We start from the raw sequence: 18,898 nt of genomic DNA on the forward strand, positions 1-18,898 counted from the left end.
AAACATGGATATTCCCGGATTCATCAGTACCATCCTGTGGCCCATCAAGTGGGTCGTGGAATTTCTGCTCGTGTCGTTTCACACGCTGTTCACGGCCCTTGGGATGGACCCTGCTGAGGGGCTGACCTGGGTGCTGTCGATCGTCGGCATGGTGCTCGTGATCCGTGCGGCGCTCATCCCCGTCTTCGTGCGGCAGATCAAGAGTCAACGCAAGATGCTTGAGGTCGCCCCACAACTGAAGAAAATTCAGGATAAGTACAAAGGAAAGAAAGATCAGTTCTCTCGCGAGGCAATGTCTCGGGAGACGATGGAGCTGTACAAGCGAACCGGTACGAATCCTCTCAGCTCGTGCCTTCCACTCCTGCTACAGATGCCGATCTTCTTCTCCCTCTTCTCTGTTCTGAATGACGCACAGAAGGGACAGGCCGGGGTCGGCCTGTTGAACTCCGAGCTCGCGCAGCAGTTCGGCAACGCCAAACTCTTCGGTATCGCTCCCCTTCATGAGAGTTTTCAGCAGGCGACAGTGACGGGTGACGTGGCTGTGATGGTCATTGCCGTCATCATGGTGATCCTCATGACGGGTTCCCAGTTCATCACGCAACTTCAGATCATGTCCCGGAACCAGTCCCCTGAGGCAAAGAACAGTCCGATGTTCAAACAACAGCGGATCCTGCTCTACATCCTTCCTCTGGTATTCGCCTTCTCTGGTTTCACGTTCCCTCTCGGCGTGATGTTCTACTGGCTGACGTCGAACTTCTGGACGATGGGACAGCAATTCCTGGTCATTCGAAATATGCCCACACCTGGTAGCGAAGCCGCAAAAGCACGTGAGGCAAGGCTTGCAAAGAAGGGCAAGTTGAACATCCAGACCGCGGGAGACGGGTCGATCAGCCATGTCGTGCTCGACTCGTCGAAGCCGGTGACCACCCAGCGTCAGCAGCCGGTGGGGAAGAACAGAGCCAAGAAGCAGGGTGAAAAGAAATGAGTGATGTGACCGACGTGAACACGCAGGAGTTCGTAGAGTTGTCCGACGGACCCGGGAAGTCCGGCGTGGACGCCCGTCTTGTCGAGCAGACCGAGTCGACCGACCATACTGATTCCTCAGAGAATCCGGCCACTGGCAGCCTCGAAGATGAGGGTGACATTGCAGCCGACTACATCGAGGAACTCCTGGACATCTGCGATCTCGACGGAGATATCGACATCGATGCCCGTGGTGGTAGAGCCTACGTCTCTGTCAATTCCTCCGAAGACAGTAACCTTCGGCTCCTTTCCAATCCCGACACCGTTCAGGCTCTCCAGGAGCTCACGCGCCTGGCCGTGCAGACGAAGACCGGTGGATTCTCGCGTCTCATTCTCGACGTCGGCGGCAGTCGCCAGGCTCGAGAGGCCGAGCTTGCACGTCTGGTGGCAACAGCGATCGATCGGATCGAAGTCGGTGGCGAGAGTATGGTCGCCCTGGATGCAATGTCTTCCTATGAACGCAAGGTGGTTCATGACCTGGTTGCAGAGCGCGGTTTCGCCTCGGCTTCTGAAGGCGAAGGGCGCGATCGCCACACTGTGATCAGCGCAGCGTAGTTTCACGTGAAACAATGAGCGATATCGATTACGACGAGGTCCTCCGTTCGCTCGAGAGTGAACCCGCTTCAGCACAAGCCATGTTCGGGGATCGGATCGGCGTCGCTCGTGCATTCGTCAGTAATCTTGCGCGACATGGCGAGGAGTATGGCCTGATTGGCCCTGTCGAACTACCTCGTCTCTGGAGCCGGCACGTGCTGAATTGTGTAGCAGTGGCGCCGCTGATGAGACCTGGCCGAGTTGGCGACATCGGCAGCGGCGCTGGCCTCCCTGGCCTGGTATTGGCAATTGCTCGCCCTGACGTGTCGTTCGTACTCATTGAGCCCATGGAACGCCGGGTGAAGTGGTTGAACGACCAGGCTGCTGAACTCGGCTTGGACAACGTCTCGGTTGTTCGCGCCCGAGCTCAGGATGTTGGGCTCCCTGATGCTCTCGATCAGGTGACGGCCCGCGCCGTCAGCGCCCTGTCGAAACTGGTGCCCTTGTGTGCTCCTCTTGTTCGGCGGGGCGGCGAGCTTGTGCTCATGAAGGGCGCGGGCGCGGAGCGTGAGATTGAGGACGCTGGCAAGGTGATTCGCAAGTTCGGCTTACGCGATGTCAGGGTCGAAGTGCTCGGGGTGGGCGTGCTGACCGATCCGACTCGCGTCGTTCGTGCAACTGTGTCCTGACCGGTGGGCAACGCAGGGTAGAGGTGTTTCACGTGAAACATCGGCTGTGCGTGAATCGACATGCCGATCGACTTAGATAATTCCCCGTGGGCAGGTACCGTGGACGTGGGCTCTATTACCAGTGAGCCGACCCCTGATCTATGAAGATAAACCAGTGTTTCACGTGAAACATCACCAGCACAAAACCACCCTCGGACCATTCCAGGACCACACCGGGTGAGCAGCCATTGAAGAAAGTATCTATGACAAGCGAATCGGTCGGCTTCGACGCTTCGACTCCCCTTGCACGCGAGATCGCAGACCTTTCACAGCGAAGACGAGCTATCGCTGTCGCGGAGTTTCCACTCCCCCCGAAGACGAGGGTGTTCACCGTGGCGAACCAGAAGGGCGGGGTCGGGAAGACCACTACGACTGTCAATCTGGCCGCCGCGTTGGCGAAGACGGGCGCGAAGGTATTGGTCGTCGACCTCGATCCGCAGGGAAACGCGTCGACGGCGGTCGGAGTGGATCATCGAGCAGAGACGTTGAGTGTGTATGACATTCTGATCCGGGATGTCTCATTGGAAGACGTCGTGCAGAAGAGTCCTGAGTTCGATCGTCTCTATTGCGCGCCGGCGACCATCCACCTTGCGGGCGCGGAGATAGAATTAGTTCCACTCGTCGCGCGTGAACTCCGCCTGAGAGAAAGCCTGAATGCCTATTTGAGCCGGGCCGAAGAACGTGGGGAACCGTTCGACTACGTTTTCATCGACTGCCCACCCTCCTTGGGGTTGTTGACGATCAATGCGTTCGTCGCCGCCCGCGAGGTTCTCATTCCCATTCAATGCGAGTATTACGCGCTCGAGGGCCTGAGTCAGCTTCTTTCGAATATCGCGTTGATCGAACGACACCTCAATCCCAACCTCGCCGTTTCGACGATTCTCCTGACAATGTACGACGGTCGCACTCGCCTTGCCTCCCAGGTGGCTGACGATGTGCGCAATCATTTTCCGACCGAGACGCTCCAAGCGATCATCCCGCGCTCTGTGCGTATTTCAGAGGCGCCGAGTTACGGCCAGACCGTCATCAGCTACGACCCGAATTCCCCCGGGTCACTTTCTTATCTTGAAGCAGCATCAGAAATCGCACGACGAGGAGTACACAACCATGGCTAACCCCAAACGCACTGGACTTGGCCGCGGAATCGGGGCACTGATTCCCACGATCGACGAATCACGGTCGACAAGTCCGGTCGATGTCTTCTTCGCAGAGCGTGGTGCAGGTGAAGCCGAGCTGGTCTCGGTGCCAGGCGCTCGTCTCGCCAATCTCGCGCCCGCATCGATCGTGCCGAATGCCAAACAGCCACGGACGGAGTTCGATGCTGATGATCTTGCCGAATTGGTGCAGTCGATCCGCGAGGTTGGGGTGCTTCAGCCGATCGTGGTTCGTCAACTGCCCGCACAGCCGGGGCTTGCCCAGGAATATGAACTCGTCATGGGTGAGCGACGACTTCGGGCAAGCAAGGAACTGGGGCTCGACACGATCCCCGCCGTCATCAAAGACACAGCCGATGAGAATATGCTCCGGGACGCACTTCTGGAGAACCTGCACCGTTCCCAGCTGAATCCTCTCGAAGAGGCGTCAGCGTACCAACAACTTCTCGACGACTTCGACATCACACAAGAACAGCTTGCGTCTCGGATTGGCCGGTCGAGGCCACAGATCACGAACACCATTCGGCTTCTGAAGCTGCCGACGGCCGTGCAGAAGCGCGTCGCAGCAGGCGTGCTGAGTGCTGGTCACGCGAGGGCGATTCTGTCTGTTGTCGACGTGGAGGAGATGGGGCGCCTTGCCGACAAGATTGTGAACGAGGATCTGTCGGTGAGGGCGGCGGAGGCCGCAGCATCCAGAACCCCCCGGGCACGCCGGGTGCGGCCGACGGCCGGGCGTCGCAACGACCACCTCGACGAGATCGCCGAGCGTCTGGGTGATCGACTCAACACGCGTGTCAAGGTGAGCCTGGGTGCGACTCGCGGCCAGATTGTGATCGATTTCGCAACGATTCAGGACCTGAACAGAATCCTGAGCGATCTCGGAGATCAGGGGTTCGGGTCTAGCAGGTCCAGTTGAGCGACGTGTCGTTCGATGAGGCTTCGGTTCAGTCCGATTCAGAGTGGCGTGAATCGCGGATGGCGAGCTCGCCGAGCTGCTCGTAGACCGAGCCGAGACTCAGGCCGTCGGCGACGATCGCCAAAGGCACCAGAGACGTTTCAGTGAGTCCGGGCATCACATTCGCCTCGAGGAACCACGGAATTCCGCTGTCATCGATGATCAGGTCGATTCGCGAGAGGTGACGAAGACCCAGGGTCTGATGGATGCTCAGTGCGGCGTGTGCGGCGGCTTCGGCCCAGTCGTCTTCGAGTCGAGCGGGAGTGAAGAACTCCGTCTCACCCGCATTGTAACGAGCTTCGTAGGAATAAACCCCTGATCGGGGCACGATTTCGACTGCCGGGAGGGCGAAAGCACCCGCGCCGGTGTCAAGGACGCCAATGGAGATCTCAGTGCCGACGATCTTCTGTTCGATAAGGGCGGTCTCGCCATAGGTGTACGCATCGACCACGGCCCGGGGTAGATCGACGTCGTTCTCGACGACGGTCACGCCCTGTGCGGACCCACCCATGGCCGGTTTCACCACGACGGGGGTACCGAGGTGTTTCAGCACACCATCGAGCACCTGGCTGGCACCCAGTTCACGAAACGTTTCACGGGGTAGGGTAATGGACTCCGGGGTGGCGAATCCGGCACGGGAAACCAGCACCTTCGCCGTCGGCTTGTGCCAGGCCAGCTGTGCCGATGCAGACTCTGAGCCGACGTAGGCGATTCCCTGAGCACTGAGCAGAGCACGCAGGGAGCCGTCTTCGCCGCTGGCGCCGTGTAGTGCCGGCCAGACCAGGTCGGGCGAGGCGTCCTCGAGGAAGCTCAGGAGTGTGCTGTCGGGCTCGCGCATGGTCACGCGGTGCCCGCGCGCCATCAGACTGTCGGCAACACGGCGACCGGAGCGCAGGGAGACTTCACGTTCATGGGAGATGCCCCCAGCGAGAACGACGACGGAACGCTTGGCGGGTGAGTCAGTCATAGTTAGTCCAGGTCTGGTGGTGGGGCTGAGAACGAACGGCTTTGGCGGATGGTCTGGAGGGGGCCTGTCGCGTTGAACGTCTCCAGCAGATCGATCTCACTATTGATGACGGTCGTGAGCCGACGGATGCCGAGGCGGATCTGATCGGGCGTCGGATAACAGAAGGAGAGTCGGATCTTGTTGCGGCCACCACCGTCGGCATAGAACGCGGTGCCAGGCGTGTAGGCGACGAGCTCGGTGACCGCGCGGGGCAGCATCTGCTTGGCATCGAGGTAGTCGGGAAGGGTGAGCCAGACGTAGAACCCGCCGTTCGGCTTTGTCCAGGTCATCTCGGGCAGGTGCTCGGCCAGGGCGGCGAGCATGGTGTTCTTGCGCTCTTCATAGACCCCTCGAAAGGTGTTGATCTGGCTCTTCCAGTCAGCAGTCGAGAGGTATTCGGAGATCACAAGTTGGCTGAACGAGCTCGGGCAGAGAATCGCCGACTCTGCAGCGAGAACGAGTTTCTCGCGAATGGCGTGGGGTGCGATTGCCCAACCCACCCGGAATCCCGGGGCGAACGTCTTCGAGAACGAGCCGAGGTAGATAACGCCTTCGTCTTCGGTGCTGCGCATCGGCGCAGGGGGCGGCCCATCGAAGTACAGAAGCCCGTAGGGGTTGTCCTCCAACACCAGAATGCCCTCTGATCGGCAAATCTGCAGAATCTCCACTCGACGCTGCGCCGTGAGGGTCACACCGGCGGGGTTCTGGAAGTTCGGGATCGTGTAGAGGAATTTGATGGTTCTGCCCGACGACTTCACTCGCGTGATCGCCTCGCGCAACGCCTCGGGGATGAGCCCATCGTCGTCCATCAGTACATGTTCGATATCGGCTTGGTAGGAGCGGAACACGCCGATCGCGCCGACGTAACTGGGTGCCTCGACGAGGATGACATCGCCAGGATTGATGAAGAGTTTTGTCACCAGGTCGAGGGCCTGCTGTGAACCAGTGGTCACGACGACGTCGTCGACGCTGCCGGAGATGCCTTCTTGGGCCATGACGTCGAGGATGTGCTCACGCAATCGGGGAACGCCCTGCCCAGACCCGTACTGAAGGGCGACGGAACCCTGCTCAGCCATGACCTTCGCCATCGATTCGACGACGAGGTGTTGAGGGAGAGCCGAAACGGCGGGCATCCCACCGGCCAGTGAGACCACCTCAGGCCGGGATGCGACGGCAAACAGGGCACGGACCTCTGAGACAGACAGGCCGGCGGCACGGTCAGCGTAGTTGTTGTACCAGGGGTCGAGATTTGTGCCAGAGGGCGACGATGGTCTGTGGTGGCTGTTCACGTGCACTTCCATGAATGAGGCGAAATTCCATGCTACCAACGCCGAAAAGGGCCCGGTGCCAGAATCGGCCCGGGCCCTCTTACCGCCGAAGGCCGCCCAGGCGGCCGCGACGAACGTGGAAAATCAGCCGAGGTAGTCGACGAGGTCGTTCTCGAGTGCCGCTTTGGGCTTGGCGCCGATGATCGTCTTGACGACTTCTCCGCCCCGGTACACCTTCATCGCCGGAATCGACGTGATCTGGTATTTGGCCGCGGTCTGGGGGTTCTCATCGACGTTCAGCTTGACGATCTTGATCTTGTCGGAGTGCTCTGCAGCGATCTGGTCGAGGATGGGCGACACGGCGCGGCACGGGCCGCACCACTCGGCCCAGAAGTCGACCAGGATGGTCTCTTCAGAGTTGAGCACATCGGCTTCGAAGCTCGCATCGGTTACTGCTGTTGCGGTTGACATGGTGTTCTCTCTTTCACGGGAGGTGTTCGGTGGACGTCAGCGGGTTTCAGCCTTCGTGGGTGTGCATGGGAAACGGCACACGGAGGGCTTGTCAGGAGGACCGGATGAGCTCGATCTCAGCTTCGGCCTCGCGCAGTTCTGCGATCGCATGTGCCTCGGCGAGGCCGGCCAGGTAGTGTTCGGCGTCGAGCGCTGCGACCGTTCCTGAGGCCGCCGCGGTGGCAGCCTGCCGATAGGTGTCGTCGATGACGTCACCTGCAGCGAAGACGCCGGCGATATTGGTCTTCGATGAGCGACCGTCGACAGCGATCGTTCCCGACGCCGTGAGGTCGAGCTGGCCGTGCACGAGATGGGTTCGCGGGTCATTGCCGATGGCCACGAACAGCCCCTGCACCGGGAGTTCGCTCAATTCGCCCGTGACAGTGTTTTCGAGTGTCAGCGCTTCAACAGTGTTCTCGCCGCGGATGCCCACGACGGCCGAATTGAAGACGAATTCGATCTTCTCGTTGGCGAACGCGCGCTCCTGCATGATCTTGGATGCCCGCAGGCTGTCTTTGCGATGAACCAGGTACACCTTCTCGGCGAAACGGGTCAGGAAGGTGGCCTCCTCCATGGCAGAGTCGCCGCCGCCGACAACCGCGATCGTCTTGGTCTTGAAGAAGAAACCGTCGCAGGTGGCGCACCAGGAGACGCCGCGACCACTCAGGCGCTCCTCGTCATCGATGCCCAGTTTGCGGTAGGCAGACCCGGTCGAGAAGATGACGGCCTGTGCCTCGAAGTCCCCGCTGTAGCCCGTGGACACCTTTTTGATGTCACCGCTGAAGTCCACACTCGTCACGTCGTCGAGGAGCACCTCGGTGCCGAACTTCTCAGCCTGCTCCTGGAGCCTGGTCATCAGCTCGGGGCCCTGGATACCCTCGGGGAACCCGGGGAAGTTCTCCACCTCGGTGGTCTTCATGAGTTCGCCGCCGGCTTCGACGCTCGAGGCGATGAGCAACGGCTGAAGACCCGCGCGCGCCGCATAGATGGCCGCGGTGAACCCGGCAGGGCCAGACCCAATGATGATTATCTGTCTCATCGACAAGCTCCTTGTAGCGGTGACTCAGCACCCACGATGTTGCACTGTAGACCTCAACCAATCCTAGCCGCCGGGTATTCCAGAGCCGGAGGGCCCATGATTGAACGGTGAGTGAAGCCTTCAATCCTCTTGACCGCGTGCGGATCGCCTACACCGAGGTCGGTGAGGGAACCCCGCTCGTGATGGTCCACGGTTCGGGGTTGTCGCGAGCGATGTGGCGCGGCCTCGGGTACGTGAAGGCTCTGCGGGACGACTACAGACTGATCCTTGTCGACCTCCGCGGGCATGGGCTGAGTGGCAAACCGCATCAGCCTGACGACTACCGGATGCAGCTCGTCGTCGCCGACCTCCTGGCCGTTCTCGATGCCGCCGGCGTCACGAGCGCCCACTATTTCGGATATTCATTCGGCGCCCGCGCCGGTTTCTCCCTTGCGGCCACCCACCCCGAACGCATGCTCTCGTTCGTCTCTGCTGCCGGAAGCTATCGTGCACCCGGGCGCAGCGTCGGGAGACTCTTCTTCGAAGGGTACGACGAGGCACTGGGCGCGGGTGGAATGCGCGCTTTCATCGACGGCTGGGAGGAGCGCCGGGGCATACCGGTCGACGCCGCGACGACGGCGGCCTTCCTGGCGAACGATCCCGCGGCCATCCGGTCGTATTTTCGGCGCGTCGAACTCGAACCCGGCGTCGACGAGCAGGCGCTGCACTCGATCGAACTGCCCACGCTTCTGCTGGCGGGTACGGATGATCGGCGAGCCTTCACCGACTCAGAACGTGCAGCGGGGCTGATGCCCCATGCCCGTTTTGTACCGCTGCCCGGGCGCGACCACGCGTCAACGCTGAGACCGGCCGCTGGAGTGGTCGACGTCGTTCGCGAGTTTCTGGCCTCAGCTGCGCCGCAGCCGTCTCAGGATCGGAGTGACGGCCTCACTCAGCTCTGAGGAGCGCACCAGTCGAAGTGTGGCAGCGTACAGAACCGTCATGACGACGGCGACCACGGCCATCGTGATGATCGCAGGAATGCGGCCGGAGAGGGCGTAGCCCGCCGGGTCTGGGCCGCCGAAGGCGAAGTACACCGCGGCACCGGCGACCGATGCGGGCAGGGCGGCCAGGGCATCCTTCGCGAAGCTCGTCGCCACCCGGCGAATGCCCCCGCCGAGCTTTCGGCGAATGAGAACTCCCGCCACAATGGTCTGCAGGATTCCCGCGAGCGAGAGCATCAGCGCGACACCGACACCCACCCAGGCTTTCGGCACGAACAGGAGCACGGCGAGGCTGCCGATGCTGAAGACGACAGCCTGGAAGACGGTTGTGTAGAACGGCGTGCGTGTGTCGCCGAGGGAGAAGAACGCCCTCTGCAGAACGAAGAGAATACTGAAGGCAGGCAGGCCGACGAGAAAGGCCATGAGTACGGTTCCGATGGCCGTCGAGCCGGCGATGGAATCGATCATCACCCGGCCGAACGGGTAGGCGACCACGAACAGCACCACCCCGGCGAGCACCATGATGACGGTGATCTGCCGGATGCTCGCAGAGACATCGGCGCGCACCCGGCCGAGGTCCCCGGCAGACGCATTCTCGCTCATCCGGGTGAAATAGGCGGTGGCGATCGAGACGGCGACCACCGAGTGGGGGAGCATGAAGATCAGCCACGCATTCGCGAGGGCAGCGATCGAGGCGGAGTCGCCGCCGGATGCCGTCGAGACCACATTCGTCTCGACGAGACCGGCCGCCGTCGTGACGAGGATCATGCCGAACGACCAGCTGGCGATCTTTCCAGTCTGTTTGAGGCCGACACCCTTCCACCCGAAGTCGGGCCGGTAGACGAGCCCGACGCGGCGCCAGAAGGCGAACAGGATGAGGCCCTGCACGGCTATGCCGAGGGTTGCTGTGCCGGCGAGGAGGGCGACGGAGGAGGGAGTCCACCAGTCGAGAGGCCGCGTTCCGTCGGGGTCTGCGCCGAAGACGGCGATGAACACGATGAGCCCGACGAGGGCCACGATGTTGTTGAGGATGGGTGAGAGGGTGAACGGCCCGAAGGAGTTTCGCGCGTTCAGCACTTCACCCAGGATCGTGTAGACGCCGTAGAAGAAGATCTGGGGCAGGCACCAGTAGGCGAACGCGGTCGCGAGGGCTGTCTGCTCTGCCGAGAACCCATGGGCGGTGATCGAGACCAGGAACGGCGCGAGAAGCGTGGCGACGAGCGCAGTCACGGCCAGTACGAGGAGCGAGATCGTCACCAGTTTGTTGATGTAGGCGGTGCCGCCATCGGTGTGCAGTGCGCTCCGCACGATCTGCGGTACCAGGACCGCACTGAGCGCTCCGCCCGCCACAATGACGTAGATCGTATTGGGGAGCTGGTTGCCGGCAGTGAACGCGTCACCGGCGGCAAACGCACCGATCGCCTGCAACAGGACGATCGCCTTGAGGAACCCGAGGATACGTGAGGCGATCGTGCCGGAGGCGAGCAGTGCGCTCGAGCGACCGATGCTGCGTTCGGCCATCACGCGCGCCTTGCTCTGCGCCGCTTACGGATCTGCCTGATGATTCCGAAGGCGAGGAAGGCGACAGCGAGAATTGCGATGATGAGCGTACCGATGCCCTCCCAGTCGGCGCTCACGTTGATCTGGAGCGGCTGGGCCTGGCTGACGAGCACCCCGTTCCTGTTGTAGAGCTCCAGCCTCAGATTGACTTCACCACTGGCGACTGCCGCCTTGACCGGCACCTTCGCCGTCTTCTGCGACTGCGCCTCGACGGTGATGTCGATGCGGTTCGGTTCGACCACGATCCGCCCGTTCGACGGCGTGACCTGGAGGATGACCGTGACGGGCCAGGCGAGCGAGTTCCTGATGTTGACGGGCACGTCGCCATTCGAGGCGAGCAGGTTGATCGAACTGCCGTCGACGATCTGCACTGAGGAGAGGGTGTCTGCCGACGCCTTCTGGTACACCGCTTCTGCAGTCGCGCGGCCATCGGTGTCTGCTGACCACGACTGTGCCAGTACGCCGAGCAGGCTCGCGCGCTGGCGACCGGTGATCAATTCGGGAACGTCGATGACCGGCGCGAACGCTGCGACCTGGCTCTCGCTGGTGAGCATCGATCGCACGGCGTCGGCACGCGAGGTTTCCTGCGGGCTGTCGCGGAGGCTGATACCCGGTGTCTGTGGAGCCGTCAGCACGTCGCCCAGGGGGACCTCGGCTGCCCAGGGCAATGCCTCGAGCACATCGAGAACACGCATCACCCCGAAACTCGACGTCGGTGCATCCCGACCCAGGCTCGCGGCGAGTGAGGGAGTAGTGCCAGGCGAGGTACCGGTGGTCACGGCGAGGATGGCAGAGAGTTCGGCCAACGCCGCATCACGCGGAGCCTCGGTTGCCGCGTCAGCGGCGGTCTGCAGGGCATCCGTGATCTGCGCATCGAGCAGGATCGAACTCGACCCGTCGACCGAGGCGGGGGCGTTCGGAGTGATGCCCTGCGCGGCGACAGTGACGTTGTCACTGCTCAGGATGCTCGTGGTGAGGCCGCTCTGTGCGAAGAACGTCGAATCCCCGGTTGAGACCGTGTTCGCGGCGGGCCAGGCGAGGTCTGTGCGGGTGTAGTCCCACGAGGTGAGGTCGGAGAACGTCGGCAATTGGCCTGGCGCGGGAGTCGGGGTTGTCGGCGCACCGGGTGAGGCAGGCGCTGCCGGTGCGGTCTGTGCCGGCGTCGGCGCGAACAGGGTGAAGGGGTCTGGGGTGGGCAGCGACTGGAAGTTCGACGCGCTCAGCGCGTAGTCGAACGATGTCGGGGAGAGCACGGCGGGGGCGCCGGCCTGCCGCTCGATGGCGAGGTCGGAGTCGGCGTAGCTCAGGGGAAAGCTCGCGTTCGGAGCCGCGGCAAGCCGTGCGAGCCAGTCGAGCGAACTCTGGGGCGCCGTCGTGCCGAGTACCCGGATGGAGACGATGATCATCGGGTCGATGGCCAGGGTCACGGGCCTGCCCGCGACGGCGTCGAGTTTTTTCGTCAGGACTCCGTCTGTGCCGGTGTAGTCCGTCAGGGTGGTCGCAGAAAGCAGCCCGGCGCTCGTCGGCGGTACGGTGATGGGCATGATGAGGCCGAGCGCAGAGAAGGTCGAGGGGGCGCCCTCTGACCAGACCACGGCGCTTCGGGTGTCGAGAATCGTCGACCCGAGAGGCAGCGTCGCCTTCAGCCCGTAGGCACCCCAGGCGGAGAGCCCGATCTGGGCGGCAGGGATGCTCGCCCGGATGCTCGCCGTCGCGCCCGGCGCGATTGAGGCCGTCGCGGCATCGACGCTGGCAGAATCAGCATCCTGGGGGGTATCGGTGGCCGGGTCGAGCCACCCGGAGAGCTCTGTGCGTGTCGTCAGCCTGGTGCGGTCGAGCCAGACGTGGATGACCCCGGCCGGCACGGCGACAGCAGTCGTGTTCTCGATCGTCACCGTCATCGCGAGGTCCTGAGACGGTGCAAGGGAGCCCGCGTTGTCGGGGGCGAGGGTCAGGGAGACCGCGCCGGCATCCGTGGTGGCAGTCGAGCTCGGGGTCGGCACTGGCGTGGTCTCGGCTGCGGCGCCCTGGGCGGGAGCTGCCAGGGCGATGCCGGCCAGAAGGATGCCAGCGGCGAGCATCCGTGACGCCGAACGGCGCAGGGCAGATGCCGTCGGCGCGAGTGGCACGGCGCGTCTCGGGCCGCGACGGACACCCGATTTCGCCGCCGCATTCATACTGCCGATTCTAGGGTGTGTCTCCTGAACGACCGTTGCGGGTCGAGGTGCGGCTCTCTCCGGGCGGTTATCCACAGCTGTGGCGTCAGTTCGGCTCTCAGAGGGGGGCAGGCAGTAAAGTGGCGGGGTGCAACCGGTAGCTGACTCCCTCGCCGCCCTGGCGAAGCTGGCTGAGACGCCTCCCGTCTCGCTGGTCGCCGCTGCCTTCGCGGCAGCTGGCCACGAGCTCGCCCTGGTCGGCGGCCCGGTTCGCGATGCGTTCCTGGGGCGCCCGGTGCACGACCTCGACCTCACCACCGACGCCACCCCCGACCAGATCCTCGCGATCGTCGCGCCCCTGGCCGACGCCCACTGGGACATCGGGCGCGCCTTCGGCACGATCGGCGCACGCATCGGCGGCGAAACGGTCGAGATCACCACGTACCGCTCCGACGTCTACGACCAGGTCACCCGCAAGCCCGTTGTTGAGTTCGGCACGACGCTCGAAGGCGACCTTCTCCGCCGGGACTTCACGGTCAACGCCATGGCGCTGCGTCTGCCCTCGAAGGTGCTCGTCGATCCCTCCGGAGGCATGGATGATCTGCTCGACGGTCGCCTTCGCACACCGTCGACGCCCGAGATCTCGTTCGGCGACGATCCTCTGCGCATGCTGCGGGCCGTTCGGTTCACCGCGCAGCTCGACTTCGAGCTCGACGATGAGACGCGCTCGGCGCTCGCCGGGATGGCCTCGAGCATCACGCACATCTCTGCCGAACGTATCGGTGAAGAACTGTCGAAACTGCTGAGGTCAGACCGGCCTCGAAGGGGAGTCGAACTGTTGGTCGAATCGGGCCTCGCGGACTTCGTGCTGCCGGAGGTGCCGGCCCTTCGCCTCGAGACCGACGAGCACCACCACCACAAGGACGTCTACGAGCACAGCCTCACGGTGCTCGAACAGGCGATCGACCTCGAACGCGAAAGGGCGGACGAGGGCGCTGAACCAGACCTCGTGCTTCGCTTGGCTGCCCTCCTGCACGACATCGGCAAGCCGGCGACCCGACGACTCGAACCGGGTGGGGTCGTGTCGTTCCACCACCACGACCTGGTCGGGTCGAAGCTCGTCAAGAAACGCCTGCGCGAACTCCGCTATGACAACGACACGATCGCCGCGGTTGCCCGCCTGATCGAGCTGCATCTGCGGTTCTTCGGGTACACCGACAGCGCGTGGACGGACTCGGCTGTTCGTCGCTACGTGCGTGACGCCGGGCCGCTGCTTGCACGCCTGCACATCCTCGTGCGCGCCGACGTGACGACACGCAATCGTCGTAAGGCCGATCGCCTCTCCTTCGCCTACGACGACCTCGAGTCGCGAATCGCCGAGCTCGCGCAGCAGGAGCAACTCGACTCGGTGCGACCCGATCTCGACGGCGAACAAATCAAGAGAATCCTGGGTTTGAAGCCCTCCCGGGAGGTCGGCGAAGCCTACCGCTTTCTGCTCGAGCTGCGACTGGATGAGGGCCCGCTCGGCGAGGAGGAGGCCACCCGTCGCCTGCATTCGTGGTGGACCGCGCGAAGACTGGCCGACTAGGCCATCTGCGCAATCGGGGACCGGTTGCCGGCAGTGCTACGTTGTGTAGGCAATCGCAACGTTGCGCGATGCACTTCACGATTGTGAAGCGATTCCTGGGGTAGACAATCGTGAAAAGAATTCTTGCGGGCATCTCTGTCTTGCTCGTTGCGGCGGGCCTTGTGGTCGGCTTGGGACCCGCCGCGTCAGCGCAGGCTGCCGACACGAGTGTGATCTCCGGTCACGTCGATTTGGGTACTGCCGATCATCCTGCGGGCGCCGGTGAAGTCGGTGTCTCCTTGTGGTACTACGCGGAGAGCTCATGGTACGGGGGCTCGGATTGGCCCGTGATCGGAACCACCGATGCCAGTGGGAACTATTCGGTGACCGTTGCAAACGGAGTGCCACTTGTCCTGGAGTTCGTCTACCAGGGTTCGGCGTCGTTCGTCGATACGAGCACAGTCGGCTCGGGACTCGCCAGGTTCCAGCGTTATGGCACCTCGCCGACGGCCGCGGGTGTGCTCACTGTGGCGGCGGATCGGGCCGGCATCGATGCGACGCTCGCGCTTGGTGGGTCGATCAGCGGTACCGTCGCCGACCAGAGCGGGAACCCTGCGCCCGGGGTCCAGGTTCTTCTCTACGACGCGTCAGATGTCGATCACGGATGGTTGTTCTGGAAGAACGAGAACAGCGACGGTAGCTACACACTGCCGAGGGTGCCCGCGGGAACCTACCGCGTCAAGTTCAGCGGCTACGGGTTCGAGCAATGGCTGGGTTCGACGGCGCTCAACCCCGATGGGGTGGAGATCTCGCTGACGGCGGGGCAGAACAGTACGGGCGCGAACGCCCGCCTCAGTAGGCCCGGCACGATCTCCGGATCGATAACGTGCGCACCGTGCACTTCGGCCGACTCCTATTCACTTTCTGTCGATACGTTCGACACGAAGGCGAAGACCTGGGTCACCATCGATCCGGCGTTGACAATGTCGTCGGGTTCGTACTCGATCACGCAGCTGTTTCCGGCGAAGTACCGGGTGAATCTCCTCTATTCGGGCAGCAGGGCCTTCAGCAACAAGACGTCGCCAACACTCGACCTGAAGGACGGGCAGTCGTTGACCCAGCCATTCGTGTTGACGGAGTCACCAGTCTCGGCCCCGGGAGTATCTGCTCCCGTGAGAGCCTTCGTGACCGCGCTATACCAGGACTTTCTGAACCGTCGCCCAGGTGAGAGCGAGGTCGTTTTCTGGGGCCACCGGTTTGCCGTCGGGGACTCGCGCGGAAGTGTGGCGTCTGCGTTCGCCGGCAGCGACGAATACCGGCTGATCCGGATCGACAACGCCTACAACTCGATTCTCGATCGTGGGCCAGATCCCTCTGGTAGAGCATTCTGGCTCGATGCCATGCACCGCGGAACCGTGACCACCGATGACATCGAGAAATCGTTCTACGCATCGGAGGAGTTCTACAACCGCAACGGGGCGAACCAGTATCAGTGGGTCGGCGGGGTGTACCAGGCGATCCTCGGGCGAACGGCAACATTCACCGAAGAGGAATTCTGGGTGCAGGCATCGATCAAGCACGACCTGTCTAACCTGGACTTGGTGCACCCAGGTAGCTGGCAGACCGGCTTCAACCGCGATTGGATCGTCGCGCAGATCTACAATTCACTCGAAGCGGCGCGATCGCGCGTCTCGCTGATGTACCAGCACTACCTCGGCCGTGTTCCCGACGAAATGGGCGTGCAGTTCTGGGCGGACTACGACCTTCGCGCGGGCGACGCCGCCGTGCGTTCCGGATTCACCAACAGCGATGAATACTATTCATTGGCATCGACCAGGTTCCCGGGCAGCTGAGAAACACTGCCTGGCGCGCGCGGGGATCTCCCTCCGCGCCGAGCAGCTGCTCGAACAGAAGTCTGACTAACCTGCGTCGGCGACGAACTGCTCGAGCAGTTCTCGGGCGATGTCGTCGGGGTACTGCTTCGACGGGCTCTTCATGAAGTAGGCCGAGGCCGATTCGACCGGGCCCCCGATGCCTGCCCTGAGGGCGATCGCTGCAGCGCGGAGTGCATCGATGACCACGCCGGCCGAGTTCGGCGAGTCCCAGACCTCGAGTTTGTACTCCAGGCTGATCGGGGCGTTTCCGAAGCCATGGCCCTCGAGGCGAACGAAGGCGAACTTGCGGTCATCCAGCCACGGCACGTGGTCGCTCGGGCCGATGTGGATGTCGCGTTCGGGCAGCGTGACGTCGATGTTGCTGGTCACGGACTGCGTCTTGGAGATCTTCTTCGACTGCAGGCGCTTGCGCTCGAGCATGTTCTTGAAGTCCATGTTGCCGCCGACGTTCAGCTGGTAGGTGTGATCGATGGCGATGCCACGGCTTTCGAGCAGGCGGGCCAGCACACGGTGGGTGATGGTGGCGCCGACCTGGCTCTTGATGTCGTCGCCCACGATCGGCACGCCGGCCGAACGGAACTTCTCGGCCCAGACCGGGTCGCTCGCCACGAAGACCGGTACGGCGTTGACGAAGGCGACCTTCGCATCGATGGCGGCCTGGGCGTAGAACTTGACGGCTTCTTCAGACCCGACGGGCAGGTAGCAGACGAGCACCTCAGCACCGCTGTCACGAAGAGCGGCGACCACGTCGACGACGGGCGCTTCAGATTCGTCGACCAATTGGCGGTAGTACTCGCCGAGTCCGTCGAATGTGGGGCCGCGCAGCACCTCGACGCCGGCCGGGGCGACGTCGGCGAACTTCAGGGTGTTGTTCTCGCTCGCCCAGATCGCGTCGGCCAGGTCGAGCCCGACTTTGGCTGCGTCGACATCGAACGCGGCCACGAATTCGATGTCGCCCACGTGGAACTCTCCGAAACGCACGTGCATGAGGCCGGGAACAACCTCATCTTCAGGCGCATCGCGGTAGAAGGTGACCCCCTGCACAAGCGAGTTTGCGCAGTTTCCGACGCCGGCGATCGCAACCTTGATGCCCATGCAGCTGAACCTCTTCTGAGTGTGGAGAACGAAAGCGCGCCGAGAGACCTTCGAACGCCGGGATTCCGGCGCGAGTGGCGCGCGAGCACTGATTATTCTAGGGGCGTTCGCTGTGTCGCGATCATGCGGCTGCCAGCCCGGCGATAGGCATCGGCGGTGGCGTCGGCCGTCTTTCCCCAGTCATGCAGGAGGCCGAACTCCCTGGCGCTCGCCGAGAGTTCGGCGAGCCGGCCGGGTTTGCCCAGCAACGAATCGAGTGCACGGCCCCACTCCCCAGGATCCCGCGAATCGAGCAGGATCCCGCTCACGCCGTCGCAAACCGATGCCTGCATTCCCGAGGATCGCGTGGCGAGTACAGGAGTAGCCGAAGCCGCAGCCTCGAGCGCCACCAGGCCGAAGGTCTCGGAGTGCGACGGAATCAGAACAACGGAGGCCGCACGCATCCAGTGGGCAACTTCGGCGCGTGACTGGGTTCCGACGAAGTCGACATCATCGGCGACATCGAGTTCGGTGGCGAGGCGTCGGAGAGACTTCTCGAACTTCGTCTCGCCGGGCGTCGCTGCGCCCGCGATGACGAGTCGTGGTCGCCGAGCCCCCGGTAGGGCTGCGATGGCTCGGATCGCGAGATCCTGGCCCTTCAGAGGCTGGATCCTCCCCAGAGCCAGCACGATCGCGCGTTCAGGGGCCGACGAACCCGCGCCCTGTGGCCCCGGGTGGAAGAGTTCGGTGTCGACGCCGGGAACCACCACCTCCACCAGCGAAGGATCGACGCCGTACGCCGTGATGATCGCCGCGCGCTCCGCCTCTGTCGATGCGAGGGTCACCTGCGAATCGGTCACGAGGCGCTTCTCGGCCCACAGGCGCTCCGCCGGTTCCGGATGATCGCCAGGAGCCAGGTGGAGATTCTTGAGGGCCGCCACCGTGTGGAGACTCTGCACGTGCGGGATGCCCTGTTCTTCGGCCACAGAGAGCACCGCGGCGCCCGAGACCCAGTAATGCGAGTGCAGGAGGTCGAATGCGGGCAGGGCTCGCAGGGCATCCCGGAACGCGTACATGTGACGCGCGAGATCGTCTTTGGGTACGGGCTGCTGGGGCCCTGCACGCAGCAGCCGCACAGGCACCCCGCGCGGGGTGTGGCCGATCTCCGGGTCGAGGGGGTTCGACGAGCGGGTGAGCAACTCGACATCGAATCCTCGATCGGCCAGGGCCTCTGCGAGCGCGACGACGTAGACGTTCATGCCGCCCGCATCATCGGCCCCGGGTGGGGCCAGAGGGGAGGTGTGCACGGAGACGAGACCGATGCGTTTCATGCTCACCGTGCAACTCTAGGGCCCGTGGTGCAATCGTGGAGAGAGCAATGGTGCCGCGGGATGCCGTTTCTGGTAGTCTCTACAGGTTGTCTGCGTACAGTGGGGTTCTCCCACG

16 protein-coding genes are annotated in these 18,898 nt (G+C 63.2%); 8 read left to right on the forward strand and 8 right to left on the reverse strand.

Annotated features, from left to right (window positions below):
• Window positions 1–4 precede the first annotated feature (4 nt).
• The 5 genes from yidC (at window position 5) to JOE66_RS00080 (ending at window position 4,355) form a co-directional block, all read left to right on the forward strand.
• Complete coding sequence (gene yidC, locus JOE66_RS00060) at window positions 5–985, forward strand: membrane protein insertase YidC (protein WP_205106141.1); 981 nt, start codon at window positions 5–7, stop codon at window positions 983–985.
• Complete coding sequence (locus JOE66_RS00065) at window positions 982–1,578, forward strand: Jag family protein (protein WP_205106142.1); 597 nt, start codon at window positions 982–984, stop codon at window positions 1,576–1,578. The genes yidC and JOE66_RS00065 overlap by 4 nt, the downstream gene beginning before the upstream one ends.
• A 14-nt stretch (window positions 1,579–1,592) precedes the next feature.
• Entirely contained in the window at window positions 1,593–2,246 is a 654-nt protein-coding gene (rsmG, locus tag JOE66_RS00070) for a 16S rRNA (guanine(527)-N(7))-methyltransferase RsmG (protein WP_205106143.1), read from the forward strand.
• 242 nt (window positions 2,247–2,488) lie between these two features.
• On the forward strand, window positions 2,489–3,400 hold the full coding sequence (locus JOE66_RS00075; RefSeq protein ID WP_205106144.1) for a ParA family protein: 912 nt from the start codon (window positions 2,489–2,491) through the stop codon (window positions 3,398–3,400).
• Window positions 3,393–4,355: a ParB/RepB/Spo0J family partition protein gene (locus JOE66_RS00080; protein ID WP_205106145.1), complete on the forward strand. Its 963-nt coding sequence runs from the start codon at window positions 3,393–3,395 to the stop codon at window positions 4,353–4,355. Before JOE66_RS00075 ends, JOE66_RS00080 begins: the two co-directional genes overlap by 8 nt.
• A gap of 28 nt (window positions 4,356–4,383) precedes the next feature.
• On the opposite strand, the gene JOE66_RS00085 is transcribed toward JOE66_RS00080, so the two are convergent.
• The 4 genes from JOE66_RS00085 to trxB all read right to left on the reverse strand — a co-directional run bounded on the left by JOE66_RS00085 (window position 4,384) and on the right by trxB (window position 8,217).
• A complete protein-coding gene (locus tag JOE66_RS00085; RefSeq protein ID WP_205106146.1) occupies window positions 4,384–5,361 on the reverse strand; it encodes a D-alanine--D-alanine ligase family protein in 978 nt (325 codons plus the stop codon).
• Window positions 5,362–5,363: 2 nt separating this feature from the next.
• Window positions 5,364–6,689: an aminotransferase-like domain-containing protein gene (locus JOE66_RS00090; protein WP_307826970.1), complete on the reverse strand. Its 1,326-nt coding sequence runs from the start codon at window positions 6,687–6,689 to the stop codon at window positions 5,364–5,366.
• Between the two features lie 123 nt (window positions 6,690–6,812).
• A complete protein-coding gene (gene trxA / locus JOE66_RS00095; RefSeq protein WP_205106148.1) occupies window positions 6,813–7,139 on the reverse strand; it encodes a thioredoxin in 327 nt (108 codons plus the stop codon).
• 91 nt (window positions 7,140–7,230) lie between these two features.
• A complete protein-coding gene (gene trxB / locus JOE66_RS00100; RefSeq protein WP_205106149.1) occupies window positions 7,231–8,217 on the reverse strand; it encodes a thioredoxin-disulfide reductase in 987 nt (328 codons plus the stop codon).
• Window positions 8,218–8,324: 107 nt separating this feature from the next.
• On the opposite strand from trxB, the gene JOE66_RS00105 reads away from it, so the two are divergent.
• Entirely contained in the window at window positions 8,325–9,158 is an 834-nt protein-coding gene (locus JOE66_RS00105) for an alpha/beta fold hydrolase (RefSeq protein WP_205106150.1), read from the forward strand.
• Here the strand turns inward: JOE66_RS00105 and murJ are convergent.
• Window positions 9,105–10,721, reverse strand: coding sequence for a murein biosynthesis integral membrane protein MurJ (gene murJ, locus JOE66_RS00110; protein WP_205106151.1), 1,617 nt, complete (start codon window positions 10,719–10,721; stop codon window positions 9,105–9,107). The two genes, JOE66_RS00105 and murJ, sit on opposite strands and share 54 nt — an antisense overlap.
• Entirely contained in the window at window positions 10,721–12,937 is a 2,217-nt protein-coding gene (locus JOE66_RS00115) for a DUF6049 family protein (RefSeq protein WP_205106152.1), read from the reverse strand. The genes murJ and JOE66_RS00115 overlap by 1 nt, the downstream gene beginning before the upstream one ends.
• Before the next feature lie 127 nt (window positions 12,938–13,064).
• Between JOE66_RS00115 and JOE66_RS00120 the strand changes: the two genes are divergently transcribed.
• Complete coding sequence (locus JOE66_RS00120; protein WP_205106153.1) at window positions 13,065–14,504, forward strand: CCA tRNA nucleotidyltransferase; 1,440 nt, start codon at window positions 13,065–13,067, stop codon at window positions 14,502–14,504.
• A gap of 110 nt (window positions 14,505–14,614) precedes the next feature.
• Window positions 14,615–16,336 (forward strand): DUF4214 domain-containing protein, encoded by a 1,722-nt coding sequence (locus JOE66_RS00125; RefSeq protein ID WP_205106154.1) that lies wholly within the window; start codon window positions 14,615–14,617, stop codon window positions 16,334–16,336.
• A gap of 66 nt (window positions 16,337–16,402) precedes the next feature.
• Here the strand turns inward: JOE66_RS00125 and JOE66_RS00130 are convergent, their stop codons facing one another.
• Together JOE66_RS00130 and JOE66_RS00135 are read right to left on the reverse strand one after the other, a co-directional pair.
• Entirely contained in the window at window positions 16,403–17,473 is a 1,071-nt protein-coding gene (locus JOE66_RS00130; RefSeq protein ID WP_205106155.1) for an inositol-3-phosphate synthase, read from the reverse strand.
• A 92-nt stretch (window positions 17,474–17,565) separates the two neighbouring features.
• Window positions 17,566–18,783 carry a glycosyltransferase gene (locus JOE66_RS00135; RefSeq protein ID WP_239518360.1) on the reverse strand — a complete coding sequence of 406 codons (1,218 nt, stop codon included), beginning with the start codon at window positions 18,781–18,783 and terminating at the stop codon, window positions 17,566–17,568.
• Between the last annotated feature and the right edge of the window lie 115 nt (window positions 18,784–18,898).

This window comes from Subtercola frigoramans (assembly GCF_016907385.1).
Classification (GTDB): domain Bacteria; phylum Actinomycetota; class Actinomycetes; order Actinomycetales; family Microbacteriaceae; genus Subtercola; species Subtercola frigoramans.

Bases quoted from the DNA above. Each gene is read 5' to 3' on its own strand.
- murJ (WP_205106151.1), bottom strand. From the start codon at position 10,721: ATGGCCGAACGCAGCATCGGTCGCTCGAGCGCACTGCTCGCCTCCGGC.
- yidC (WP_205106141.1), top strand. From the start codon at position 5: ATGGATATTCCCGGATTCATCAGTACCATCCTGTGGCCCATCAAGTGG.
- JOE66_RS00075 (WP_205106144.1), top strand. From the start codon at position 2,489: ATGACAAGCGAATCGGTCGGCTTCGACGCTTCGACTCCCCTTGCACGC.
- trxA (WP_205106148.1), bottom strand. From the start codon at position 7,139: ATGTCAACCGCAACAGCAGTAACCGATGCGAGCTTCGAAGCCGATGTG.
- JOE66_RS00115 (WP_205106152.1), bottom strand. From the start codon at position 12,937: ATGAATGCGGCGGCGAAATCGGGTGTCCGTCGCGGCCCGAGACGCGCC.
- rsmG (WP_205106143.1), top strand. From the start codon at position 1,593: ATGAGCGATATCGATTACGACGAGGTCCTCCGTTCGCTCGAGAGTGAA.
- trxB (WP_205106149.1), bottom strand. From the start codon at position 8,217: ATGAGACAGATAATCATCATTGGGTCTGGCCCTGCCGGGTTCACCGCG.
- JOE66_RS00135 (WP_239518360.1), bottom strand. From the start codon at position 18,783: ATGAAACGCATCGGTCTCGTCTCCGTGCACACCTCCCCTCTGGCCCCA.
- JOE66_RS00085 (WP_205106146.1), bottom strand. From the start codon at position 5,361: ATGACTGACTCACCCGCCAAGCGTTCCGTCGTCGTTCTCGCTGGGGGC.
- JOE66_RS00080 (WP_205106145.1), top strand. From the start codon at position 3,393: ATGGCTAACCCCAAACGCACTGGACTTGGCCGCGGAATCGGGGCACTG.
- JOE66_RS00065 (WP_205106142.1), top strand. From the start codon at position 982: ATGAGTGATGTGACCGACGTGAACACGCAGGAGTTCGTAGAGTTGTCC.
- JOE66_RS00130 (WP_205106155.1), bottom strand. From the start codon at position 17,473: ATGGGCATCAAGGTTGCGATCGCCGGCGTCGGAAACTGCGCAAACTCG.